The following is a 24,334-nucleotide window of genomic DNA, read 5'->3' on the forward strand; positions in this document are numbered from 1 at the left end:
TGGAACCACTCTGACCCCTTCCCGAACTCAGATGTGAAACGCTGCTGCGGCTACGATAGTTGGAGGGTCGCCTCCTGCCACAATAGCTCGATGCCAGGTCTCTATTTTCAAAAAGCCTCTTTCGTAATTTTACGAAAGAGGCTTTTTGCTTTGGTGTTGCTCAATGCTTCGGACACAATTAGGCAGCATTCACACCTTAAGAGCCTAGGTTTTGGTGGTTGTACCATTTCACGAAACATCTAATACAGATGTAAACCCTGAAAGCTTTGCTGCATCTCAGTCTTTTAACGTGAGTTCGACGGAACTAAAAAATGCCAGGATTCCTTATCTGTGCAATCAAATCAATGGTGTGGGTTGCTAGTTCCTGGCCTACACCAATCTTCAAACTCGAATTCCTGAAGGTTAGAAAAACGCTTCAATAACAAACCAAATGAAATTTCAGGAGGACAACAGGAAGATTGACAATGCCCGTGCGATCGCTACTCTTTGTTGTTGTCCTCCTCGCTGATGAACTCACAGGCGCACTTGATTCCCGTACAACTCAAGAAGTGTTGGAAATTTTCACTAAATTAAACGCAAGTGGTAAGCTGTTACGCAGCTTAATTGTATAATATAAGATTAATAATCTAAGCTATTATCAGCAGCCAATGCCAGCAAAAAACCATCTTGATCAAGAGCAAAAGGAACGGCTATTAAAAACGCTAAAAGAGCATGAAAATCCATATGTAAGAGAGAAGATTCTAATTTTACTGTTGATGAATGATGGAAAAACTTATCAAGAAATTAGTAATTTCTTAGATATTGCATACCCAACAGTAGCGTATTGGGCAGTTCACGGCGATCCAGATAACCTAGAAAGTTTTTTGGATGGAAGACGAGAAGGAAACTTCCGTAAAGTTACTAAGGAATATGAAGACATACTATTAGAAGTAATTGAAAAATCACCAGCAGAGTATGGATATGAATTTGGTCGATGGACAGCAGCGAGATTAGCAACTTATATGAAAGAGCCAACAGGAATTAACTTAAGTGGCTCTCAAGTTAGGAGAATATTAGAGAGAAAAAAGTACGTTTACCTTTGGGCAAAGTACAGCCTAGAGGAAAAACAGAATCCTGAAAAGCGTAAAGCATTTAAAGAAAAATTGCGGGAATATTTAAGAATAACGAAAGAATCGCCAGAGCGTTTACAGGTATGGTTTTGGGATGAAAGTGGATTTAGTTTGAGAGTGATAAGAAGAAAAAATTGGGGTAAAAAAGGTACAAGAAAACAAATTACAGGTCAGAGGAAAAGAGGAAGAGTAAATATTATGGGAGGCTTACGTTATCACGACAAAAAGAGAATAAATTTTGTAATTAAAAAAGGAAATGCAGATGTATTTTATGAGCAGATTCAATCTTGGAACAATTTTCTGTTACAAGAATGGTTAGAGCAAGGAAAAGCAATTGAAGAATTTAAAGATGGTTCAGCGAAAATAGTGATTATTCTTGATAATGCTAGTTTCCATAAAAGGAAAGATATTTTAGCTAAAATAGAGTCAGAAATGCCAAATATTATTCTAGAATTTTTACCCCCGTATAGTCCAGATTATAATTTAATTGAATTAGTTTGGCATTCAGCAAAAGAATATATAGCTCATAGATTATTCGAGTCTGTATCGCAGCTAGAACAATTGTTAAATAAATTGCTCAATCAAGGTGGTCTTATTATTAAATGGGAGCGTAAGATTAAAAATAAAGGTAATGCTGTTTATTAAATTTAGCTGCGTAGCAGCTTATTACCGTAGTCATAGTAATTCACGAACCAGATGTAGCTCGCCAAACTCAGCGCATCGTTTAGTTCCGTAATGGTGAAGTGGTAAACTCTAATTTTACACCAACTGATTTGACTCACTTGGCTGCTTGATGGCAAGTTATGATTACTTACAGACGTAATCTTGAAAACCTGGGCTGGAAGGAAATAAAAGAAATAAAACTCGCTTCTAGCCTGTGATGTTGACCATGAATGGATTTTAAAATTTTGAGATTTCCTATAAACCTCAGCTGTATGTTGGGCTATACGGTTATTCACTCAACATACAGCTATATCTGAATAATTATGCAGAAACTAAACGGCGCAAGGATTCAGCACGACGTTTAGCAGTTGCATTATTAGGCGCGAATTTAAGTGCTTCTTCGTAAGTTTGTAGCGCCTGGGAAGTGAGTTTTTTCCGTTCGTAGGCGTGAGCGAGATTATTCAGCGCTACTACATAATCTGGTTTATTTTTCAGTGCTTCTTTGTACTGACGAATTGCTAAATCGTATTGCTCTTGGGCAAAGTAAGTATAACCCAAGCCATTGTAAATGGGCGCAACAGATTCTTCGCTTTCTTCTTCAGCTGCTTTCAGAGCTTTTTGAAACAGCGCGATCGCCTGAGTGTACAATTTTTTTTCTGAATAGATACAGGCTAACTCGTAATATTCCTGAGTTGTGCCTTTTTCTTTATCTAATTTTTTTCGCAGTTTTGAAAGTGAGCTTTCTAACCTGCGAGTTTTGAAAATTTCCCGAAAAACACTCACAACAGCAAATGCGAGAATTGCTACCACAATTGAGAGGTAAACAACTGCTAGATTGTTATCCATTGCTTGCTAATACAAATATTAAAACTACTTTCTATATCTATTATCGACCGTAGAGAAGTTAAAAGTTAAAAGGCAAAAGTATAATATCTCTTTTGGCTTTTACCTTTTGCTTTTTGAATTTTTAAGGTAATCCCCAATATTGAGCGCGTTGTTTGAGCCAACCTTGGACTGTGTAACGAGCGATCGCTTCATTTACCTTACGTCGCAGTTCGTCATATTGCAAGCCCTTGGGCATAACGACAGATAAGGGTTCCGTCGATAGCCTTGTTGAGAGCAGTTGATATTGCGGGTACTGTTGTATCCAACCGCTGAGAACACTAGCATCGGCAGCAAAAGCTGCGACTGTATTGCTTTCTAGTTGCTCTCGCGCTGACTGATAAGAATTTACTCCCACTAACTCAGCATTGGGGAGATAATAACGTACTTGAGCAATTGTATTAGAGTGGTTGAGTACGGCTATTTTACGGGGTGCTAAATCCCGAAGCTCTTTTACAGAGGTATCTTTAGTAATCAAGTAAGTGCCATCGAAGTAATACGGCACACTGAAACTTACTAACCGAGAGCGTGACTCAGTGGCAGTGACTCTGGCAATAGTGAAATCAACTTTATGCTTTAAGACTACAGATAAGCGATCGCGATTCGCTACAGGTTGCAACTTGACAGCCTCTGCTTTACCTAGCAAGTCTGCTGCTAAACGTTGCGCCAAATCAATTTCTAAACCTTGCAGATTGCCGTTAGTATCCCTAAATCCTAAGGGACGCAAATTATCTTTGACAGCAATATTAAAATAACCCCGCCGCTGAATTTCTGGCATTTCTGCGGCAGATGCAGGTAATCCTGTGAATAAAAAGCAACAGCAGAAAATCCCAATAATGGTAATGGGTAATACCAGATGTAACCGAATAAAGGATAAAGGATAAAGGATCAAAGATGAAACAAAGATTTGCTGCATCACAAAGGTTTTTAGCAACGAGCTAATCTTTTTCACACCCCTCGATTCATTCTTGGGGTAAGTTTCAGCCTTCATACTTCATACTTCATCCTTCAAAGGTTATTCATCCGTTACTACCTTTATGCTTTAGCTTGGCTTGCCAATTCAGCAATTTTGCTGAAGCTGGTCGGATCGAGGACTGCCAATTGTGCTAACATCTTGCGATTGAGTTGGACATCAGCTTTTTTCAAGTTGCCAATAAACTGGCTATAGCTTAAACCATGCTGTCTAACAGCGGCATTGATCCGAGTGATCCACAGACGGCGGAAGTCGCGTTTGCGCTTTTTGCGATCGCGGTAGGCACTGCGTAGTGCCTTCATTACCTGCTGGTTAGCAGTTCTAAACAGGGTGGAGTGAGAACCACGAAAACCTTTAGCTAATTTGAGAATTTTATTGCGGCGTTTACGAGCTACGTTACCGCGTTTTACCCGTGTCATGTTTTAATTCCTAAAAAATTTAGATTACAAATAAGGCAGCATCAAGCGCACGTTTTCTTCGTCGCGCTCGTTTACAATTGCCATTTTGGACATTTTACGCTTTTTGTTAGTTGTCTTGTGTTCTAACAAGTGGTTTTTGAAGGCTTTGCGGCGGACGATTTTACCGCTACCAGTAGCGCGGAACCGTTTCGCAGCTGCTTTACGGGTTTTTAATTTAGGCATTGGCTGGCTTTAATTTGACGATTCGACACAATCCATAATTATATACTATTCAAAGTGCTGAAATGCCAATATATGCTAAATAAAGCAATCAAAAATCTGGATATAGTCCCGTTTGACAGCGAAATATAAAATATATCTGTAGAGATGCGATTAATTGCATCTCTACTAAAATACATCATTAGCTTTCATCGTGATCGCTACACAGAAACCAATCTATCGTCCAATTTCCGGATCTAAAACGATTTGGGAACCAGATTCATTAGCGTGATAAGTCCAAGACTGACGACGCACTCGGACAATTACCTCCCATCCTTGGATAGGATTATATTCCCTGGTGCAGATTTCGCCAAAGTTGAAGACACAACGATTACTAAAAGTTTTGCGTGTAGCTTCAGTAATTCTTAAATCACTCACGTCTTCGTCAGAACGACGAGCAGCATCCCGTAAAATATTGTTGGCGATCGCTCTTGGTAATTGATAGCTGTTCTCTGAGCCTGAGTCGGAAAATTGCGGATCTAAAACGATTTGGGAACCAGATTCATTACTGTGGTAAGTCCAAGACTGATTTTGAACACGTACAACCACTTCCCAACCTTGAATCGGGTTATATTCCCTGGTACACACTTCGCCAAAGTTGAAGACACAACGATTACTAAAAGTTTTGCGTGTAGCTTCAGTAATTCTTAAATCACTTACGTCTTCGCCAGAACGACGAGCAGCATCACGTAAAATATTGTTGGCGATCGCTCTTGGTAGTTGGTTATTGCTTCCTGAACCAGAGTCGCTAATATTCGGATCTAAAACGATTTGAGAACCAGATTCATTACTGTGGTAAGTCCACAACTGTCTCTCAACTCTCACAATTACTTCCCATCCTGAAATGGGATCATATTGTTGTGTGCAAACTTCGCCAAAGTTGAAGACACAAGTATTACTAAAGGTTTTGCGTGTAGCTTGGGTAATTCTTAAATTGTTAGTATTGACACCAGAACGGCGAGACGCATCACGTAAAATATTGTTGGCGATCGCTCTTGGTAATTGGCTATTGATTCCTGAACCGGAGTCGCCAATATTCGGATCTAAAACGATTTGAGAACCAGATTCATTGGTGTGGTAAATCCAAGATTGATTTTGAACTCGCACAACTACTTCCCAACCTTGAATCGGGTTATATTCCCTGGTGCAGACTTCGCCAAAGTTGAAGATGCAAGGATTACCAAAAGTTTTGCGCGTAGCTTGGGTAATCCTCACCTGATTGTTCGGGACTCTAGCACGCCGCGCCGCATCCCGAATTATCGTGTCAGCAATTCCTCGTGGTAGTCGATTTGCGCGATTACGAAAGTGATCAGGTAAGCGTTGAGACAATTGTATTGGTTCGCCACGCGGAGCAGCATCAGCCGCGTAATTACTCGCAAATCCCTGTCCAAAAGATAGTAAGCTTGTTAAAGCAAGGGTTAAAACAACACCTCTGGGTAACTTGCTGGTGTTGTTGATAATTGCAGACAACTTAATATTTGATGTCATACCGTCATACCTGCATAAGTACAAATACCATGTCAAACAGTCGAAAGCCTTGATGCACAAACCTTTCGACTTTCTCGTCTGTTGTAGGTGGGTTGACGGATGATGCGGGTTGATTGTTGCTGATGTTTCTTGGTAATCTTCAGGCGCTCTATATTTACTCATGTAAAATTTAGTAAATGCGTAGTAAATATTAAGTAGGGTGTGTTGAAGCGATCGCTCTCCTCATCGCCAAAAATACGATACCTGGGGCAAGCTATACTAACACTGACAAAAATTACCCAGATTCTTCACTTAGGTAAGATTGGCGACTGTGGCGAACATGAAGAATTGCTACAACATCTTCTTCAACGACAAACAAAACTCGATATTTTCTTCGTTTTCCAACCCAGAGTTGCCGAATTTCACGACCAATAACTGGTGCTTCTGGTGCTATGCTACAGCGATTAGGAAATTCTTGAAGCGAAGCAATAGGGTCTTGAAGTTCGTAATACCAGTTGTTAGCTACTTCAGCATTCAGGTTGTTGCACATCCAACGATAAGATGTTTCTATTTCTTGAAAGGCAGTAGGCTGAATGAGAATCTGGTAATTCATGGGTGAGGCGGAATGCCAAATTTCTGTTGTAGGGTTGCCAAGGCTTGCTCGGCAGGAATTCCTTCACCCTGCTCAAACTCATCTAGCCCTTTACGAATACCTACTATTGTTTCTAGGTAATCAATGCGTTCTAAGAGTTTTCTGTATGTGAGGGGCTGTTGTGGATCTGCTTTGAGTGATTTTAAAAATCCAAGTACATCCTCTAGCAGTTCCTTGGGAGTGTTATCAATTTCTTGCAATAGCAATTCTTTGATCGTCATTACATTTAATAGATAATAGATGAGATTTATGTTTCTAGTATAGCGATCACCAAATCCATATCAGCGATTCCAATTATAGAAAATGCGATCGCAAAATTTATATTAGTCTGCGCGCTCGCCTGATTTTTTAGTGTGTTGCACTGTCGCTGCAAGCTGGGCGATCATACTACTGTAGGCAATAGTTCACAACAAGTTTAGACAATAGTTCACGAGCTAGGGAGCCACTATAGTTCCTGTCAGTCAACCATTTTTTACCCTCATCTGAGATGAGATACTTACCACTTAATAGACTGTTATCCCTGATAATTTTGATTAATCCCAAATCTGATAATTCTCTCACCACTTGCGAGGCAGATTCATGAAAAACTAGTGGTTCACCGATTAGCATCATCAAGCGCTCCAGCTTGTACCAATGAAGTCCTTTATCACCTTTTAGATTAAGAAGTTCAAGAATAAGAGCATAATCTTTTCCATAAATTTCCACTTTTGTCTTCAAAAGGGTTTTAACCTAAATTCTCTTACTAGAGCTTTTACTTCTAATCTTAAGGCTTTAAAATGACAGAATGTGATCAGCTTATTTTATCGCACTTCATCGCTAGTTTAATTTCATACTTCAGACTTTAATTGATTCTGGAAACTGCCTTTTTAAAGCTGGGAAAACTGGACAAGGTGCTTGTTCTTGTAAATTGTCTGGTTTACTCCAAGTAAATGGTGCTTTCTGCGCCGCAGACATCCATAACAGGCGCTTGGCTCTCGTCATCGCCACATAAAGTAAACGGTACTCTTCAGCAGTTTTTAGATGTTTGGCTTGTTCCCAAGCTTGGGTAACATCGGGTATACCAGATTCTCCGTGAAGCGCGGCGCGAATTTGGGCGCGTGCGACTTCTGATAAGGTGAAGTCGCCTAAAAACTGGCTTTGAGGCGGAACCCAAAATCTACCAGGAATCAAGGTTTCATGCAAAAAGGGAATGAAAACATAGTCCCAATCTAACCCTTTGGCTTTGTGCATGGTAATGATGGTGAGTTGATTAGGACGGGTATAATGTGCTTCTAAATCTTCAGTTTCCACAGGCTCAAAGCGTTCTGAACTGACGATTTCGCTTAAAGCTCCCAACATTGCACCCATTGAACTACCACCAGCTATTTGCTGATTGACTCGTTCTGCAAGTTTATCAGCCGTTGCTAATTCTGCTTGGTCGTAATTTAAAGCCAAAGCGAGGAAGGAAATTAATTGATAAAGGGGTAACTCCAAACGGGCGCGGAGTAAGCTACGGCAAAGGTGCGCGGCTTTTTCTACTGGTTCTGCTTGCGGTGCTGCTAAGGGGCTGGGATACAAAAACTCTTCTGGTAAACTAGCCAAGGCGTTAAGGTCTTGGGTAGGAATTAATTGCCGTTGTACTAATACTTCTAATGCAGCTTTGAGGTAATCGGGGGAGTGGGGGCGATCGCAAAATTGCAATAATGCTAAAATTTCTTGAGGTACGTGAGAACGGCGATCGCGTTCACCCACATCATAAAGCGTAATTTTATGCTCTTTGCATACAGGTGCAAGCATTTCTGCTAACCATCGGCCTTGGCGATTTTCTCTCACTAACACCGCCACACGGGTATTTGTGGGGTCTGGTATAAATAACTCCACTACTCTTTTTGCCAATAATTCGACTGTGTGATGAATATCACGGGGGGTATATAGTTCTAGTCCTCTACCTTCTGGTTCAGGGTTGGCATTTTTTTGTGGGTCGTTATTATTGACTGGGTAAATTGTCTGCGGGCGGAAGGGAGAGGAAAGGGGAAAATGAGCAGATTTTTGATTTTTAGCGCCATAAAAACTATTCACCCATTCCAAGGCGAAGTTAGCCGCAGCGATGATAATTCTCGTACTACGTCCAGCTTGATTCATTGTTGCCAATCTTTCAACGCGATCGCACTCTTCGCAAAATTGGCGAAAATAAATAGGGTCGGCTGGTGTAAAAGTGGAGTTAATTGCTTGGTTAGGATCACCAACTCTCACCAGATTGAGTGCTGAGTGCTGAGTGCTGTTAGCGGTAGCGGGGCGTTCAGCCCGTGCTGAGTTGGAAGAATTATCTCTGTGTCTCCGTGTCTCCTTATCCCCGCATCTGTCATCTTCTCCATCACTTGCCAAAATTTCTAATAACCGAGTCTGGAGGGGGCTAGAATCTTGTGCTTCGTCTTCAAAGACGGCGAAAACTTGATTTTGCTCAATGCGACGGGCGCTGTCATTTTTTAATACTCGTAGGGCGGCGAGAATCATATCGTCGTAGTCGATGAAGTCACGCGATCGCATTAAATTTTGGTATTGTTCGTACAACCCTGCCGCTATGCTTAAAATTGCATATTCATCTGAGGTTTGTTGACTCCACTGTTGTAGTTGTTCTGGTGGTATCCCCGAACTTTTTGCTTCGTGAATTACTGTCGTTGCTAAATCTGGTAAAATTTCTGTTCGCAGTACAGATTGACGACGTAATCTTTCTGTTTCTTCACCGTCAAATTGTTGTCCTTCTAATAAACGAAAATATTTTTCGGGATGATTATTAATCCATTGTTCTACGGCTGTGCGAATGAAGCGATGGCTTTGACTAGGGGTGATTAATGTCAGATTTTCTAACTGTAAACCTGATAAATCAGGGTAGCGACTAGCTATATTTAATGCTAGACCGTGTAGGGTATAAACAGCAAAACCTGTTTGGGGTAAAGATAAATCCTCCCGGAGATATTTACGGATTTTCGCTTTAATATTAGCAGCAGCAGAACGAGTAAAGGTAACAACTACTAACTGGCGGTGAACAGATGAACGTGACTGCGCCAAGCGTTCATATTGACGCGCAATTGCGATCGCGGCGGCGGCAGCCATACCTGTAGATTTACCAGCACCAGGAACCGCAGAAACAGCTAATGGCCCAGATTCCCAATCACCCATCTGTTGTTGTCCTTGGCGCAGTCCATTACGGATTGTTAAAATCTTTTCTTGCAAAGACAAAACAGGCGATGACTGAGATAATTCCGATTGGGTAGATTTTAAAGGCACAGTAGCAGTAAAGTTAGTATCTGACATGGTAAATTTTATACTTTGGGCAAATGGATAAAAACTAACAGGATTATGTTAAGAAAAATCAAGTATGTAAACTCTCTTATTTTTTGCCTCCTATCTAGCCCAAAAAAAGTATTAATGTCTAACAACTTAAATGTAATTTTTAAACCACCGAGACGAATAACGTTTGTATTTATGTGCATTTATGGTGAAAAATTTCCATAGCTCAATAATGATCAATAGCAAACTTTCTCTACATTATCTCGGTTTAGTTGGAGCGATCGCACTCGGTGCTGTCTTGCGCTTTTGGCATTTAGATTTAAAACCTTTATGGATGGATGAAGTGATTACTTCCATCTTTAGTTTAGGAAAAAATTATCATGATTTGCCTTTGGATGTGGTGTTTCCTCTGGAACGTGTACAAGAAATTTTTACTTTTAATCCAGGTGTAAGTTGCAACCAAATTGCCACAGATGTTGATACGCAGTCTACCCATCCACCGTTATTTTTCTGCGCGATGTATGAGTGGTTAGGTTGGATGAGTCCTTTGGGAACAGACTGGGTGGCGAAATTGCGATCGCTTCCGGCTTTATTTGGTGTCGCGACTATCCCTGCAATTTACTGTCTAAATCGGCTTGCGTTTTCCAAAACTTCTGGAATTATAGCAGCCTTGGTTATGGCAACCTCGCCCTTTGCTGTTTACCTTTCCCAAGAGGCTAGACACTATACTGCGCCGATGTTTTTGATAACTTTATCCTTATTGGGATTGATGCAAATTCAGCAGGATATCTTTGAGCGATCGCGTCTGAGGATTTGGGTTTGGCTATCTTGGACAACTATTAATAGTATTTGTCTTTATATTCACTACTTTTTTGGACTGGCTTTAATTGCAGAAATTGCTACTTTAATATTACTAATTTACAGATATAAGCTAGATATTTTAATCATAAATAAAATCTGGTTAGCTCTATTTATTTCTAGCAGTCTTGTTTTTCTCAGTTTTACTCCTTGGTTGCTAGTAATATTCAACCATGTTCAGCGTGCAGAAACAAATTGGTTAGCAACTCCTAACTACATTTCACCTCTATATCAGACTGTGATTAACTGGATATTGATGATAATTACTATACCTGTAGAAAATCAGCCTCTACCAGTTACTATTATTAGTGGATTTTTGATGGTAGTTTTTTTTATTTGGGTAGGACAGAAAGTATTCCAAGGCTGGCATATCTTATGCACACAAAATAAAACTAAAGTGCCTACAATGACACTTTTAATTTTTACCACTTTCGTACTTTTAGAATTTTTTATTATTATTTATTTATTTAGTAAAGATATTACTCTTGTTCCTAGATATAATTTTGTTTATTACCCCAGTTTCTGTGCGCTTTTAGCAGCTAGTATTAACGTCAATAACAATTCTATAATCAAAAATAAAAAATTAATTCTAATATTGTTAACTGTTGGCACTGTTAGTTGTATTATTGTTGCTTCTAATCTAGCTTTTAAAAAGCCTTTTCAACCTGAAAAAGTGGCTCTAAATATAAATTTAGAGCCATCTATTCCAATCATGTTAGTTACCCGTTATGGCAGTTATCAAGATGTAGCACTAGGATTAAGTTTTGCTTTAGCTTTAGAACCGCTGAGAAATGCAGAAAAATTTGATAGCTTTGCGTTTATTAATCAAAACTCCCACATAACTCCTTTTTGGAAAAAACTTTCACAATTACCTATTCCATTTGCATCTAAACTAAATTTATGGATAGTAGCCCCTGGTTTGCGACGACGCGATTATCAACCGCAGGTTACACTATCTGGAAAAACTGTTTGTCATATAGACCATACACAGCATTATCGTATAGGTATTCCCTATCAGCTTTATCGATGTAGTAAAGCAGAAGTTTCTAGCAGACAAATAAGTAGGTAAGCATGAATATTTATGTTAACTATTCATCAATCAGCCAAGGTTCTTTGGTGACTTCTTCATCCAAAATCCTCTTTGGACGCACAATCACAATCACTTTTCCCAGGATGGAAATTTCTGGTTCAGTTTCCAGCCACTGAATGTCTAATTCCCCGTCATGATCGACTACAAAATAACTAGAAGCATCCCATTGACGTTGAGCGCGATCAACAACTATCAGTACTTCTTCTTTTGTGTTTTTTGCTTGATTAGGAAGGCGATCGCTATTCGCCAAAATCACTACCGGATCTTCTGCATTTAACAGCACTTGCCAACCAGGTACTGGAACCCATGCTTGTTCCCCGGCAAACTTCACCATCTGAAATGGTTCAATTGCTGTAATTAAAGGGACAGCTTGTAAGTCTTGAGGTGTCAAAGGAAATTTACCTACAACCGGAACTATCCGAGGCAGTTGTTCTTCCGAATCCAGGCGGTAAAAGGGCAGTAGAGGAGCCGGGCGCTTGGGGACAACGCTAAAATCAACTAGTAGTTGCTCTAGTTGCTTCCTGGCTGAGTCGGTGTGAGCAAAACGCAATCCTTTAGCAATCAGACGCGATCGCTCTGCCAAATCGGAGTTTTGTCGGGCTAATTTCCATGCTTGGTAAGCAACTGCATCCCCAGCATGGGCAGAAAATCCTTCTGGTAAATTGCGTAACCAGGAATAATCTTTGATTGCTTTGGCTACTTCTCGCGCCCCGTCTAAATCAATTTTGTGAATGAACGTCAGTTCAGCCGCAGCCGCGCGTTCTTCTTGACTGAGCAAACGTAATTCATATAAAACATCACTACCTCGCGTTGCATAGTGCGATCGCGTCGCTTCTGATGCCCCGGCTTTTTCTATAGAGTTGTAGACTTGAGCGCCAACTACTACCTGATTTTGTTGAATCGGTTCAAATCCAGTTGCTTCAAAAATTTCTTGGGGATTGTAGCCAGATTTTTGCAGAGTGGCGATCGCTGTTCCCCATTCCACCCAATTACCTTGCTTTTGCCTAAGTTTGCGGAGTAACTCTTGTGCGTTATTGTTTGCAGAAGCGTCAGGATTTTGTGGGTTTAGTGGTAAGTCAGTCATAATCTGGAGTAGCAGCCTGTAGTGAAGGAGATTACTGAGAACTAATCGGCAAGTCTTATTCTAATCTTTAACAGCAGACTATCTCTACACTCTATCGCCAAACACAATTCTAGGTTATCAAATAGTACGCACAAGTTCTACATTTCACTTATCAGTAACTTCACGCAAGGCTTACTCACTATATATCAACTAAGCTTGATGTAGAACATAACACTATAGTGAATTATTTACAGGAATTATCTCATGGATAATCCCACGCTCGAAATAAATACAAGTCGTCGGCAAGTGGCTACTTTAGAAAGAGCAAAAAAGCTCAAAATATTGGTAGTTGACGATGAGCCTGATAACCTCGATCTACTTTATCGGACTTTTCGGCGCGATTTTAATGTTTTAAAAGCTGATAGCGGCATAAATGCTCTGGAAGTTTTGGCAACAGAAGGGGAAGTAGCAGTAATTATTTCCGATCAGCGAATGCCAGAAATGAAAGGAACTGAGTTTCTGAGTAAAACTGTGCCGCAGTTTCCCGATACAGTCAGGATTATCCTCACCGGCTTTACTGATATTGAGGACTTAGTTGAAGCGATTAATGCTGGACAAGTTTACAAATATATTACCAAGCCTTGGGACCCAGGAGAACTGAAGGCAGTAGTTCAAAGGGCAGCAGAAACTTACGATTTGCTGAAGCAACGCACAGAAGAACTACGCCGCGCCAATGCTCAAATGGCTTTATTGTCTGTGTTAGTACAAGTTACCCAAGCAGCAGAAACCTTAGAGTCAATCTTGGAACCCATAGCTACAGCCTTTAGTGATAGTTTCGCTGCTGATGGCTGTATTTTGCAGTTAGTTGAGGGAAATCAATTAGCCAACATCCAAGGTTCTTATAGCCGTGTTGGTACTATAGTAAACTGGCTAGACAAAGACCTGTTGTTAAATGAGGCGATCGCTACTGGCAAGATGCAAGTGACTTTGAATGTCGCCAAAGACTCTAAACTAGCCGGACTGTCTCACTATCAAGATACAGGTGTACAAGCACATTTAGTTATCCCAATAACCTACCGGAATGGTATGTTAGGGGTGTTGTCACTCCAGTGGAAACAACCTTGCTCTTTGCGAGAAGATGAACTGAACCTCATTAATTTATCAGCACAGTTGGTAGCGATCGCACTTACTAGTAGTCGTTGCTATCAGTCCACTCAGTAGTTATTTGTCATTTGTCCGTTGTCTTTGGCTTGTGACGAATGACTTTTGAATAATAACTGTTGAATATTTACCAATGAATCAAGACGTTCGCGCCATTTTTGACAGTATTGCCCCAGTATATGACCAGCTAAATAATTGGTTAAGTCTGGGACAACACCGGATATGGAAGGAAATGGCTATTAAATGGACTGGTGCTAAACCTGGAGACACTTGTATTGATTTATGTTGCGGAAGCGGCGATTTAGCATTGCGTTTAGCACGGCGCGTAGGCAAAACAGGACATGTTTATGGTGTGGATTTTTCCCCTAACCTACTCACCACTGCTCAAGAACGTTCCCAACTACAATACCCCCAACCGCCTGTAACTTGGGTAGAAGCTGATGTTCTCAATTTGCCCTTTGAAAATAACCAATTTGATGCGGCGACAATGGGTTATGGGTTAAGAAATGTTACAGATATTCCCCGCAGCCTCAAAGAGATTCACCGTGTTCTTCAGCCAGGTGGTAAGGCTGCTATTTTAGACTTTCATCGACCAAATAATCAGCAATTGCGCGCTTTTCAGCAGTGGTATTTGGACTCTATAGTTGTACCAATGGCTGAAAATATGGGTTTAAGAGAACAGTATGCCTATATCAGCCCCAGCTTAGATCGCTTTCCGACAGGAGATGTACAAATGGAATTAGCCCGTCAAGCTGGTTTTGCATCAGTTACACACTACCCCATTGTGAACGGTATGATGGGAGTGCTGGTAGTCAGTAAATTTTAGATTTGAGATTTTGGATTGGCTTTGCTGGCAAATAAGCAGAAATAATTCAGAAATTAATCTCTTCGTCTAAATTCCCAAACTCAAAATTGGCAAGTCCAAAATCCTGTGGATTGGTCTCAGTCTCATCTTTGGCTTTATGTATCTCCCCCAATACTGGGCGGGATAATTGGCTATTTCACAAATGATATAGCCATCAAAATGTTATTTCGTCCCTACCGAGCAATTTATATTGCTGGACGACGAGTGCCTTTCACTCCTGGTTTGATTCCCCGCAATCAGGAACGTCTGGCTAAAAATATTTCTAGTACAATTATGGGTTCGCTGCTCACGCCAGAGGAATTACAAAATTTGGCGCGGCGCTTGTTGCAAACAGAACGAGTACAAGCAGCAATTTTGTGGTTATTACGTCTAGCAATTGAACAAATCAAAGCCGATAAAAACCAAAAAAGCGCCAAAATTGTGGCAGGAATTTTGCGCGATTTGTTGGGAGAATCTTTACCACGATTACTGAAAGTTTTAGCACGAAGGGAAGACTTTTTAGAAGCGCAAATAAATCAAATCTTTGATCAAATACTGCTAGATTTACAACTGACTGACGAACAAGCTACGCGTCTAGCTGATTGGTTGTTGCAGACAGTTTTACCACCAGATGTGTTACGACAGGCAATTGTTGATTTTTTAACTGATCGCACAATTCAAATTATCGATGAAAGCTTTCGAGAAAAAACCAGTGGGACTTATTGGGTAGTAGCAAATCTGTTTGGCTTACGCAATACTCTCACCAGACTGAGAACTTTTTGTTTAGATGAGAAAGAGGCTACCAATGCTCGCTTGCTAGAATTAACTCAAGATTTGCAAGTGCGCGATCGCCTCAAAAAAATCCTCCAAAATTTATCATTACAAAACTTGCCAATCGGCACGGTACGTCAGTTACGCAAAACCACACGGGAAACCGTTCGCCAATATATTCAAACCAGTGGAAGTGATTTGTTAAAAGGATTCACAGATTCTGTTAACTGGGAAAATATTGCCACACTGCTATTAAATCGGCTGAGTGCTTCACCTGTTGTCAGTTCTTCTTTAGAAGTTGTCAGCCTAGAATTAGCCTTGATTTTAGAGCGTTATTTAGAAAAAGATTTAGAAGTTATTGTGGCTCAAGTGATTCCTATTTTATCAATCGATCAAGTAATTATTGACCGTGTAAAATCAACTTCTCCTGCTGATTTAGAAGCAGCAATTGAAGGAATTGTTAAAAATGAATTACAGGCGATCGTGACTTTAGGCGGTGTCTTAGGTTTTGTTGTTGGGTTATTCCAGACAGTATTTTTGCTATTGAGTCAGCAGTCATTATAAAGGTAAAACAGAGGCGATCGCTTAACTCAAAATCTGGGCTAAATCTAAAATAAATCCTGATAAAACATCCTCTCCACTCAAGCTACTAGGAGATTGTAAAACCTCAACTTCTTGCCCCAATCGATAAATTTCCACTCGTTGATTTTGAGGATCAATCAGCCAGGCTAAACGTACACCATTATCAATATATTCTTGCATTTTGCGTTGTAGTAGTTGCAAGCTATCTGTAGCAGAGCGCAACTCGATCACAAAATCAGGAGCCATTGGTAAAAACTTGGCTGGATTAGGATTTAAGGCTTCTATGCGTTCTTTTTTCACCCAAGCCGCATCAGGCGAACGAGTTGCACCATTGGGAAGAATGAAACCTGTAGAAGAATCGAAAACTAAACCTGTACCATCAGCTTCTGCCCAGTTACTCAAGCGTTGGTTTAAACGGCTATTGCGATTTCCACTTTCCCAACCTGTTGGTGGCATGATAATTAATTCTCCCTGGGCTGTGCGTTCAAAACGTAAGTCTCGATTATTTTGACAAATTTCAAAAAACTGATCGTCTGTTAACTCAATAGTGGGGCTGAGGTTGAGAATCAAAGCAGTCATATTTGTTCCTCAATATTGATAACTTTTAGCCTAACAGCAAATTGCTAAGTCGTCTTGACTGTTGACTCTTGACTATTTAGCTAATTTTTCATTACTAGCCTTTAACTTGGGATAAGCAATGCGTTTGTGGTGGAATTGCTGCCAAACTTCGACAAAAATTTGAGCAATTTGCGTCATTTCATCCCGCGTTAGTCCTGAGTCTAGCAGTTGATTATCTTGCCATCGCGCCCGGAGAATATTATTCAGTGTGGTTAAAGCTTGTTCGGGTGTAACATCTTTTAGCGATCGCAGGGCTGCTTCACAGGCATCTGCTAACATGACAATTCCGGTTTCCCGTGATTGAGGAATCGGGCCGTCGTAGCGAAAATCTGCTTCATCAACTTTGAAGCTAGAGTCTGCTTGGGCTTGCTGTTCTGCCTGATGATAAAAATAGGCGATTAGCATTGTACCCTGATGTTCGGGAATAAAAGCTTGAATTGCTGTGGGCAAGAGGTGTTTACGTGCCATTACTAACCCTTCGCTGACATGCTTTTTGATAATTTCTGCACTTTTCCAAGGGTCTTGAATTTCTGTTTCGTGTTTATTTGGCCCTCCCATTTGGTTTTCAATAAAACCTAAAGGATCGTGCATTTTACCAATATCGTGGTAAAGAGTCCCAGCCCTGACTAGTTCGACATTACACCCCAACTTTTTAGCAGCTGCTTCGGCAAGAGTAGCGACAAATAGGGTGTGTTGAAAAGTTCCTGGGGTTTCTGTCGCAAGTCTTTTTAATAAGGGGCGATTGGGGTTTGCCAGTTCGGCTAACCGAATCGGGGTGACTAAATCAAATAGTTTTTCTAGATAAGGGCTTATACCTAGGGCTACAATACTCCAGGCTAAACCTGATAACGCAAATAATCCTGCTTCTTGAAAAACCATGTACCAGCCTGTACCAAATGCTGCACCGATGAATAAATTCAAAATCAGGTAAACGCCGCCTTGAGTTGCAGCGATAGCTACGCCTAATAATGCCAATTCCTCACGCGATCGCAGTTTTTGTGCTATAAAACTACCTAATATGCCTCCGGCTGCACCAGCTATCAGTGCTATCTGGCTCACTTCCAAACTGATAGGTATGACTAGCAACAACAGTCCTACTACTGTTGCACCTAAAATCGGCCCATAAAAGCTACCCAACAGTAAACCAAGAGCGCACCAAGTAGTATGAATTATACCCATTGCGATCGCCCCTGGTGTACTCAACGTCAGTAGTAACACCAAGAGGTGATCCCGTTGCCGTAATGGATACTTGTTTTGCTTTTCTACCCAAACAAAAATCCCTATTGCGCCTGTAATTATGGCTGCTAATTTCCCTAAACCCAGCCAGTTATTTTCCCGACGAATTAATTTATACTTTTCCAGTACATCAAACTGCCAATCAGTGATTTTTTTTCCTCTGTGGACAATCACCTCACCTTGCTTCACCAGTACTATGACTGGTTCTACTCCTTCTGCTGCTTGCTGTGCTTGTAGTTTGGTTTTTTCTTCGTCTTTTTTCAAATTAGGTTTTAGGACTGCCAACAAAAGCTTAGTTGCTAAATCTTCAGCATCTTTCGGCACAACAGCTTGTACATGTAAACTCACTGCATTTTGTAAAATACTGTCTGGTAGTCCTTCAGGAATTCCTTGAGTGAGAATGCGCTCGGCAATTTGGCGCACTTGTGTGTAAGTAGTTGACCAATTATCATCTGATAAATCTAAGATGATAGTTTCTGGATTAACTCTATCTGGGGTAGCAGTTTCTAATTGTAAAATTTGAGACTTTGCTTGGACATATGCTTGGCGTACTTGAGATATTTGCTGCACCAATGAGATTAAATTTTGTGCAGAAGTGCTGATGCGGTAAGCATCCAATTCGTCCACTGCTGGCTGGAAGTCTTTGTTTGGAGTAATATCAACAGGTTTAACTTCTTCAGATGGTAGAGACTGAGTAATATTCAGGGAATAGAAGTTAGTTAAATTTGACTGCTGCTGTTGAATAGATGAACTGGTTATGGATGGAAATAAGGGGGGAGATTTAGAAGGGTGATGTTTTTGTTCTGTGCTGAGGTGCTGCTTTTGACGAAGACTAGTTTTATTTTCTGCTAAAAGCCCTAATTTTTGTTTACTCTTATTTTCTAGAGCTACTAGCAGTGCTTTCCACTCTAAGTCAGAACAAGCACGCAGATACTGTTGGGTAGTTATAGATAAAACTGAGGTATCAAAAAAAGGAAAAGACCCAGCAACAGAACGAATTTCATTACCTTGGTCTAGAAGTTGTTGTAAATTTTGGTCGATTTTTGCTGTTATGTGGGCATCAACCATTAATACTGGTGCAGAACTTCTGCTAACAGCTTTGCGCTGCTCTTTAGTTTTTTGTTTATCTTCAATGCTGGTAGAGTAAGACGCTTTGAAAGTCTGTGGTGCGTAAGTTCCTACTTGCAGCTGGGGTTGGTTGTATAGCTTATGACCTAGCACCCCCGTAAGAGACACAACTGCGATCGCAAAAACCACGGAAGAACGTTTTTGATGTACCCAGCCTAAACCGACTGCACAAATTCCACTTTGAGTTTTGATCGATTTTACCATTGGTCTGGATACTGTTGCTCGTTTGTGGTGTTTGCTGTCGTTAACAATTTTTAATACAGATAGACGAAACTTGCTGAGGACATCTGCTTGAGGTCTACCACGGCAGCTTTGGTTCTTTTGATTTTTCTTAACTAGCCAACGCACTGGGCGATGTATTACTGTGTAACGTGGCCAGTTAGTTAATTGCTGGGTTAAGGACTGAAAAAATTGCTGCTTTTTCATTACCTCTAGCTGCTGATTTTGATAGCTCAGAACAAGATTATTTTAAGAAAAGTTTAAACTTTGGTCATAAGTAATTGACAACAATTAGTTATGGTATCTGTCTACAGAATCAGGTAGAGGTAAAAATTGAAACAGGAATGTAAAAATTATAAATTTTGGTAGTGGTTGGATTGATCGGTATTAATTGCTGTTTAGCACTTGCACTGATTAACGTGACCGAATGACGCGTGGTGCGGCAAAGACAGACACCGCATTTTGTTTGTCAAGCATAATACATCCTTCTTGTGGGAAATGTTTTGAATGTAGGGACAGGTCATACGCTCCTGACCACACAACTAAAAGTGCATCGGTCAATTCTAGCATTTGCGGAAAATCGACCAGTATCCTAGTGGAAGCATCAGTTGATGAGTACAAAAGCCTCCACTGGACAGGAATTCCTGCTGTACTGTTATAAGCTCCAGATAAAGCACCCGCGATCGCACTTATAGTCTGCGAAGGTAAAAGCCGCGTTGGATGGTGAGTAGAGCGCAAGACTGTTAAGCGAAAGTCTTCTAAGGTACTTAGGAAGTAGTAAAATGCTATGGCGATCGCACTGCTAATTTTATCTTCTGTACTTAACTCTGCTTCGGCTGTTTCTAACCCTGCATGTTTAGCTAACAAATCATTAACTTGTAATAATTTTTTTGGTAATGATGTTGGTGTGTCTCCAACAAAAGCAATTATTTGGGGGATGAGGGTTTGAGAATTAAGTTTTTCGGTTAAACATTGAGCAACAGTATACCCTACTGCTAAGATTCCATCCCGCACAACTGGGTCATCTCCCCAAATTTGGTAAGTACATAGCAGATTGTGGCGCAATTTTAGCAGATTGTCATGAAAAAAAAGTGCCACTGGTAAGGTGGCTAAAATTACTTTTAACGAGACACTATTACTTATATTTAAATCAGTTAATGCTTGTTGCTGTCGCTGTTTCCAGTCATCCAAATCTAATTTGCCTAACGAAATAAGACTTTCTGTACCCAGAAGCATTAATTTACCAATGTCAGAAAAACCTTGAGGTTCTTCTTCTCCAGACTTGGCTAAATTTGCACCTAATAATGCTCCTAATAAAGTTCCTCTAAATCGGCTGAAAAGTGAATAGCGCATATTCTGAAGTATATAGACACCCTTTGAGTGGCTTCCCGTACCCCTACGGGGAAGCAAGCGTTCGACTGAGCTCACGCCGAAGTCTACGACGCGTAGCGTCTCCGTTAGGAGAAGGGTAGTGTAAAGTATGAAGTATGAAATTTCAACATTCACACTTTATCCTTCATTTTTTTTCAAATGATGCACTAAAGCTTGTAAGCCCAATAAATAACTTTGTGCGCCGAAACCACTAATTTGTCCAATAACTACAGGGGCTATGTAAGAATTATGACGAAAATCTTCTCGGCGGTAAATATTGCTCAGGTGTACTTCTACTGTGGGTAAATTAACTGCGGCGATCGCGTCTCGCAATGCCACACTAGTATGTGTATATGCCCCAGCATTAATCAAAATGCCCTGGTGCTTCCCTAAAGCTTCATGAATTGCATCTACCAAAGCACCTTCATGATTAGATTGCATGGCAAAAGTACTTGCTTGCAGCTGCGCCGCTTTTTCTTGCAACAAGCGATTAATTTCAGCCAAAGTCATCGCACCATAGATTCCAGGCTCTCGCTGTCCTAGTAAATTTAGGTTTGGCCCATGCAGTACCAAAATGCTTAAAGGTTGCACCTTCTACTTCTGTTCCTTTAAGTGTTTAGCGACGACGGGAGCGTTCATTAACTGGAATCGGAATCAGTTCCGGTTCCGGCTCAGTTTCTGGCCCCAGTAGGGCTTCAATCAGCTTGCGAGCCAATTCCTTCAGCTTTTCCAGTACCTTTTCTATATAGTCCATGAACTGACCGCTCCTGAGATACTACCTCTTGTAATTAACAGTTACGCGGAAACTGGCGTAATTCTACACATTTGGCTACTAATTTAGCTAATACTGGATTTTGAATTCTGAGTATTAGCTATTTTGAAAGTTTTATGTTGTGATTTCCCTTACTTTTTAGAGTATCACATCAGCAACCTAATGAACGGCATTTCGCAAGGATGGGTATGTTGTGGAAATAGTCAATAGTCCTTGGTCAATAGTCCCATGACAATTGACCAAAGACTTTAACTAATTTTACACGTCATTTTTTTTTGCAGTCGTTTTTGATGACTTAGTGGTTGATTTAGCTCGTGAGCTAGTTGTTTTATTGGTCTTGCGGGTCGATTTAGATGACGAAGTTTTACTGGCTAACAATTCCAGCGCTTTAGATAGAGTCATATCTTCCACCGATTGCCCTTCTGGGATACTCACATTAGTTTTGCCATGTTTGATGTAAGGTCCGTAGGGGCCATCGTAAATATTAACAGGTGAATCGTCTTCTGGATGATTACCCAATTCGCGTAACGCTGCTTTGGATTTACTATTAGTAGAACTCCGCCCTTTTTTGGGTTCTGATAACAATTCCAACGCCCGTTCTAAAGAAATCATTAAGACATTATCCGCTGCTTTTAACGAGCGGTAGTCTTTACCTTCCTTACCCTGGTCGTGAACTACATAAGGGCCATAGGGGCCAATACTTGCTTGAATTTTGCCTCCCGTAGCTGGATGTGTTCCCAAGATCCGAGGGAGTGCCAAAAGACCGACAGCTATCTCTAAAGTAACGTTTTCTTTCGGCACGTTTTTGGGTATGGAAGCTTGTTTTGGTTTAGGATTTTCTTCTGTTTTGTCACCCAATTGGACATATGGCCCGTAAGTCCCAATTTTGAGATAAATCGGCTCACCTGTATCTGGATGGCGACCGAGTTCGTCGGGGCCTGTAGTTTTTTGCCGCAACAGAACTTCTACTTGTTCAGGGTCGAGGTCAGCAGGTGTTAAGTCTTTGGGGATGGAGGCTGTGACTACACCTTCTCCATTGTCCATTTCGATATAAGGCCCGTATTTCCCGATGCGGACTTTCACTGCCAAATTTTCTAGTTCTACAGTTCTAGCTTGAGTAACATCAATTTGACTCTTCTGTTCTTTGACTAAGGTTTCTAAACCTTTATCGCCTAAATAAAACTCCCGCAGGTAGGGTAGCCATTTAACTTCACCTTCAGCAATATCATCTAAGGTTTGCTCCATTTTGGAGGTAAAGCCAGGGTCGACGATATCGGGAAAATGTTTTTCTAATAAGCTGGTGACAGCAAAGGCAGTGAAGGTGGGTATTAGAGCATTACTTACTAATTGAGCATAACCTTTGTCAATAATTGTCCCAATAATGCTGGCGTAGGTACTAGGGCGACCAATACCTTCACTTTCTAAGGTTTTCACCAAAGTGGCTTCGGTGTATCGGGCTGGTGGTTGGGTTTCGTGGTCAAGCACTTCCAGTTCTTTACATTCTGGATGATCCCCGACTTTCAAGTTTGGCAAGATGATTTCTTGGTCTTCTAATGCGGCCTCAGGGTCGTCAGAACCTTCGACGTAGGCGCGTAAGTAACCCGGAAAGTCGATGCGTTTACCAGAGGAACGAAAACCAGCATCCTCGACTTGCAATTGCACGGTAATTTGAGTTTGGCGGGAATCTGCCATTTGACAGGCGACGGTGCGCTTCCAAATTAAGTCGTAGACGGCTAGTTCTCGACCGCTTAAACCAGTATCTTGGGGTGTGCGGAAGGTATTACCTGCTGGACGAATAGCTTCGTGGGCTTCTTGTGCGCCTTTGGATTTAGTGGTGTATTGCCGTGGTTGGGGGCTGAGATATTGCTTACCGTAAAGTTTTTCTACACAATCACGAGCAGCTGCGATCGCCTGTTCTGACAAATGCACCGAGTCTGTACGCATATAGGTAATATACCCTTGCTCGTACAAGTTTTGAGCAATCCGCATGGTATCACGCGCCGAAAGCCTGAGCTTGCGGTTCGCTTCTTGCTGCAAGGTGGAGGTTGTGAACGGTGGCGCAGGTTTGCGGGTAACTGGACGTTCTTCAATGTCTGTGATATTCCAGGTTTTTCCTGTCAGCCGTTCTTTAAGAGCAACAGCATCAGCTTCCTTGAGCAACACGACATTCCGTCCAGCAGTAATTTGTCCGGTAGCAGGGTCAAAATCACTGCCATTAGCTACTTTGGTTCCACGCAAGGTCACTAACTGGGATGTAAACGGTGCTTTTTTCTGCTCTAAGTACGCTTTTAAATCCCAGTATGTTCCTTCATGAAATGCCCGACGTTGGCGTTCTTTTTTCACCAATAACCGCACTGCTACCGATTGCACTCGCCCAGCAGATAATCCCCAGGCGATTTTCTCCCACAGCAGAGGAGAAAGTGTGTAACCAACAAGCCGATCTAAAATCCGCCGCGTTTCTTGAGCGCGTACTAGCTGCTCATCGATAGTGCGGCAGTTTTTTAAAGCTTTTTTGATCGCTTCTTGAGTGATTTCGTGAAACACCATTCGCTTGGTGGGAACCTTGGGCTTCAGCAGCTGGTATAAATGCCAACTGATGCTTTCTCCTTCCCGGTCTTCGTCTGTTGCCAGGATGAGTTCAGTTGCCTCTTTGAGGGCATCTTTCAGCTGGGTAACAATTTTCTTCTTGTCTTTGGGGACAACATACACCGGCTCAAAGTCTGCGTCCACATTTACCCCTAGCTGCGCCCATTTTTCCCCCTTAATATTGGTGGGAATTTCACTTGCTGACTGGGGTAAGTCACGGACATGACCCATAGACGCTTCTACCCGATAGTCTTTTGGCAGGTAGTTACGAATGGTACGAGCTTTGGTGGGAGATTCGACGATGACGAGAGTTGACATGGAAATTTCAAAAAAAGAATAGCT

At 41.2% G+C, this 24,334-nt stretch carries 21 protein-coding genes and 2 pseudogenes; 7 read left to right on the forward strand and 16 right to left on the reverse strand.

Going from position 1 to position 24,334, the window contains the following annotated elements:
- Nucleotides 1-402 precede the first annotated feature (402 nt).
- The 3 genes and pseudogenes from IQ259_RS17045 to IQ259_RS27225 all read left to right on the forward strand — a co-directional run.
- Nucleotides 403-584 (forward strand): annotated as a pseudogene (locus IQ259_RS17045) (ABC transporter ATP-binding protein); the annotation flags it as partial.
- A 63-nt stretch (nt 585-647) separates the two neighbouring features.
- Nucleotides 648-1,754, forward strand: a complete 1,107-nt coding sequence (locus IQ259_RS17050) for an IS630 family transposase (RefSeq protein WP_193886843.1) — start codon at nt 648-650, stop codon at nt 1,752-1,754.
- A gap of 20 nt (nt 1,755-1,774) precedes the next feature.
- Nucleotides 1,775-1,903 (forward strand): annotated as a pseudogene (locus IQ259_RS27225) (ABC transporter ATP-binding protein); the annotation flags it as partial.
- Between the two features lie 190 nt (nt 1,904-2,093).
- Here the strand turns inward: IQ259_RS27225 and IQ259_RS17055 are convergent.
- From IQ259_RS17055 to IQ259_RS17095, 9 genes are all read right to left on the reverse strand, one after another.
- Nucleotides 2,094-2,618: a tetratricopeptide repeat protein gene (locus tag IQ259_RS17055; protein ID WP_193886844.1), complete on the reverse strand. Its 525-nt coding sequence runs from the start codon at nt 2,616-2,618 to the stop codon at nt 2,094-2,096.
- 121 nt (nt 2,619-2,739) lie between these two features.
- The gene (locus IQ259_RS17060) at nt 2,740-3,645 is read right to left on the reverse strand and encodes a transporter substrate-binding domain-containing protein (RefSeq protein WP_228014598.1); all 906 of its coding nucleotides are present in this window, start codon (nt 3,643-3,645) and stop codon (nt 2,740-2,742) included.
- Between the two features lie 44 nt (nt 3,646-3,689).
- A complete protein-coding gene (rplT, locus tag IQ259_RS17065; RefSeq protein ID WP_193886846.1) occupies nt 3,690-4,046 on the reverse strand; it encodes a 50S ribosomal protein L20 in 357 nt (118 codons plus the stop codon).
- Between the two features lie 24 nt (nt 4,047-4,070).
- The gene (gene rpmI, locus IQ259_RS17070; protein WP_193886848.1) at nt 4,071-4,268 is read right to left on the reverse strand and encodes a 50S ribosomal protein L35; all 198 of its coding nucleotides are present in this window, start codon (nt 4,266-4,268) and stop codon (nt 4,071-4,073) included.
- A gap of 213 nt (nt 4,269-4,481) precedes the next feature.
- Complete coding sequence (locus IQ259_RS17075) at nt 4,482-5,792, reverse strand: hypothetical protein (protein ID WP_193886850.1); 1,311 nt, start codon at nt 5,790-5,792, stop codon at nt 4,482-4,484.
- A gap of 274 nt (nt 5,793-6,066) precedes the next feature.
- Nucleotides 6,067-6,384, reverse strand: coding sequence for a type II toxin-antitoxin system RelE/ParE family toxin (locus tag IQ259_RS17080; protein ID WP_193886852.1), 318 nt, complete (start codon nt 6,382-6,384; stop codon nt 6,067-6,069).
- Entirely contained in the window at nt 6,381-6,644 is a 264-nt protein-coding gene (locus tag IQ259_RS17085; protein ID WP_193886854.1) for a prevent-host-death family protein, read from the reverse strand. The genes IQ259_RS17080 and IQ259_RS17085 overlap by 4 nt, the downstream gene beginning before the upstream one ends.
- A gap of 166 nt (nt 6,645-6,810) precedes the next feature.
- Nucleotides 6,811-7,128, reverse strand: coding sequence for a hypothetical protein (locus tag IQ259_RS17090; protein WP_193886856.1), 318 nt, complete (start codon nt 7,126-7,128; stop codon nt 6,811-6,813).
- A gap of 129 nt (nt 7,129-7,257) precedes the next feature.
- Nucleotides 7,258-9,717, reverse strand: a complete 2,460-nt coding sequence (locus tag IQ259_RS17095) for an ATP-dependent helicase (protein ID WP_193886858.1) — start codon at nt 9,715-9,717, stop codon at nt 7,258-7,260.
- Nucleotides 9,718-9,925: 208 nt separating this feature from the next.
- Between IQ259_RS17095 and IQ259_RS17100 the strand changes: the two genes are divergently transcribed.
- A complete protein-coding gene (locus IQ259_RS17100) occupies nt 9,926-11,620 on the forward strand; it encodes a glycosyltransferase family 39 protein (RefSeq protein WP_193886860.1) in 1,695 nt (564 codons plus the stop codon).
- A 19-nt stretch (nt 11,621-11,639) separates the two neighbouring features.
- Here IQ259_RS17100 and IQ259_RS17105 read toward each other — a convergent pair whose 3' ends face one another.
- On the reverse strand, nt 11,640-12,725 hold the full coding sequence (locus tag IQ259_RS17105) for a RuBisCO accumulation factor 1 (RefSeq protein ID WP_193886862.1): 1,086 nt from the start codon (nt 12,723-12,725) through the stop codon (nt 11,640-11,642).
- Nucleotides 12,726-12,968: 243 nt separating this feature from the next.
- Here IQ259_RS17105 and IQ259_RS17110 point away from each other — a divergent pair, with 243 nt between their 5' ends.
- The 3 genes from IQ259_RS17110 (at nt 12,969) to IQ259_RS17120 (ending at nt 16,044) form a co-directional block, all read left to right on the forward strand.
- Nucleotides 12,969-13,925, forward strand: a complete 957-nt coding sequence (locus IQ259_RS17110; protein WP_193886864.1) for a response regulator — start codon at nt 12,969-12,971, stop codon at nt 13,923-13,925.
- A gap of 73 nt (nt 13,926-13,998) precedes the next feature.
- Nucleotides 13,999-14,691, forward strand: coding sequence for a bifunctional demethylmenaquinone methyltransferase/2-methoxy-6-polyprenyl-1,4-benzoquinol methylase UbiE (gene ubiE, locus IQ259_RS17115; protein WP_193886866.1), 693 nt, complete (start codon nt 13,999-14,001; stop codon nt 14,689-14,691).
- Between the two features lie 105 nt (nt 14,692-14,796).
- A complete protein-coding gene (locus IQ259_RS17120; RefSeq protein WP_193886868.1) occupies nt 14,797-16,044 on the forward strand; it encodes a DUF445 domain-containing protein in 1,248 nt (415 codons plus the stop codon).
- Nucleotides 16,045-16,065: 21 nt separating this feature from the next.
- Here the strand turns inward: IQ259_RS17120 and IQ259_RS17125 are convergent, their stop codons facing one another.
- The 6 genes from IQ259_RS17125 to topA all read right to left on the reverse strand — a co-directional run bounded on the left by IQ259_RS17125 (nt 16,066) and on the right by topA (nt 24,310).
- Entirely contained in the window at nt 16,066-16,641 is a 576-nt protein-coding gene (locus IQ259_RS17125; protein ID WP_193886870.1) for a Uma2 family endonuclease, read from the reverse strand.
- A gap of 72 nt (nt 16,642-16,713) precedes the next feature.
- Nucleotides 16,714-19,470, reverse strand: a complete 2,757-nt coding sequence (locus tag IQ259_RS17130; protein WP_193886871.1) for an HD family phosphohydrolase — start codon at nt 19,468-19,470, stop codon at nt 16,714-16,716.
- Nucleotides 19,471-19,677: 207 nt separating this feature from the next.
- Nucleotides 19,678-20,616, reverse strand: a complete 939-nt coding sequence (locus IQ259_RS17135) for an ADP-ribosylglycohydrolase family protein (RefSeq protein ID WP_193886873.1) — start codon at nt 20,614-20,616, stop codon at nt 19,678-19,680.
- A gap of 156 nt (nt 20,617-20,772) precedes the next feature.
- On the reverse strand, nt 20,773-21,225 hold the full coding sequence (gene aroQ, locus IQ259_RS17140) for a type II 3-dehydroquinate dehydratase (protein WP_193886875.1): 453 nt from the start codon (nt 21,223-21,225) through the stop codon (nt 20,773-20,775).
- Between the two features lie 25 nt (nt 21,226-21,250).
- Nucleotides 21,251-21,388, reverse strand: coding sequence for a hypothetical protein (locus IQ259_RS17145; RefSeq protein ID WP_193886877.1), 138 nt, complete (start codon nt 21,386-21,388; stop codon nt 21,251-21,253).
- A 276-nt stretch (nt 21,389-21,664) separates the two neighbouring features.
- Nucleotides 21,665-24,310: a type I DNA topoisomerase gene (gene topA / locus IQ259_RS17150; protein WP_193886879.1), complete on the reverse strand. Its 2,646-nt coding sequence runs from the start codon at nt 24,308-24,310 to the stop codon at nt 21,665-21,667.
- Nucleotides 24,311-24,334 lie beyond the last annotated feature (24 nt).

The sequence above is a fragment of the Fortiea sp. LEGE XX443 genome (genome assembly GCF_015206815.1).
GTDB lineage: Bacteria > Cyanobacteriota > Cyanobacteriia > Cyanobacteriales > Nostocaceae > Nostoc_B.

Excerpts from the sequence above, each read along its gene's own strand:
- IQ259_RS17135 (WP_193886873.1), bottom strand. The coding sequence starts at position 20,616 with ATGCGCTATTCACTTTTCAGCCGATTTAGAGGAACTTTATTAGGAGCA.
- rplT (WP_193886846.1), bottom strand. The coding sequence starts at position 4,046 with ATGACACGGGTAAAACGCGGTAACGTAGCTCGTAAACGCCGCAATAAA.
- IQ259_RS17100 (WP_193886860.1), top strand. The coding sequence starts at position 9,926 with ATGATCAATAGCAAACTTTCTCTACATTATCTCGGTTTAGTTGGAGCG.
- IQ259_RS17075 (WP_193886850.1), bottom strand. The coding sequence starts at position 5,792 with ATGACATCAAATATTAAGTTGTCTGCAATTATCAACAACACCAGCAAG.
- rpmI (WP_193886848.1), bottom strand. The coding sequence starts at position 4,268 with ATGCCTAAATTAAAAACCCGTAAAGCAGCTGCGAAACGGTTCCGCGCT.
- ubiE (WP_193886866.1), top strand. The coding sequence starts at position 13,999 with ATGAATCAAGACGTTCGCGCCATTTTTGACAGTATTGCCCCAGTATAT.
- IQ259_RS17080 (WP_193886852.1), bottom strand. The coding sequence starts at position 6,384 with ATGAATTACCAGATTCTCATTCAGCCTACTGCCTTTCAAGAAATAGAA.
- IQ259_RS17125 (WP_193886870.1), bottom strand. The coding sequence starts at position 16,641 with ATGACTGCTTTGATTCTCAACCTCAGCCCCACTATTGAGTTAACAGAC.
- IQ259_RS17060 (WP_228014598.1), bottom strand. The coding sequence starts at position 3,645 with ATGAAGGCTGAAACTTACCCCAAGAATGAATCGAGGGGTGTGAAAAAG.
- IQ259_RS17130 (WP_193886871.1), bottom strand. The coding sequence starts at position 19,470 with ATGAAAAAGCAGCAATTTTTTCAGTCCTTAACCCAGCAATTAACTAAC.
- topA (WP_193886879.1), bottom strand. The coding sequence starts at position 24,310 with ATGTCAACTCTCGTCATCGTCGAATCTCCCACCAAAGCTCGTACCATT.
- IQ259_RS17105 (WP_193886862.1), bottom strand. The coding sequence starts at position 12,725 with ATGACTGACTTACCACTAAACCCACAAAATCCTGACGCTTCTGCAAAC.
- IQ259_RS17145 (WP_193886877.1), bottom strand. The coding sequence starts at position 21,388 with ATGGACTATATAGAAAAGGTACTGGAAAAGCTGAAGGAATTGGCTCGC.
- IQ259_RS17055 (WP_193886844.1), bottom strand. The coding sequence starts at position 2,618 with ATGGATAACAATCTAGCAGTTGTTTACCTCTCAATTGTGGTAGCAATT.
- IQ259_RS17050 (WP_193886843.1), top strand. The coding sequence starts at position 648 with ATGCCAGCAAAAAACCATCTTGATCAAGAGCAAAAGGAACGGCTATTA.
- IQ259_RS17095 (WP_193886858.1), bottom strand. The coding sequence starts at position 9,717 with ATGTCAGATACTAACTTTACTGCTACTGTGCCTTTAAAATCTACCCAA.
- IQ259_RS17110 (WP_193886864.1), top strand. The coding sequence starts at position 12,969 with ATGGATAATCCCACGCTCGAAATAAATACAAGTCGTCGGCAAGTGGCT.
- IQ259_RS17085 (WP_193886854.1), bottom strand. The coding sequence starts at position 6,644 with ATGACGATCAAAGAATTGCTATTGCAAGAAATTGATAACACTCCCAAG.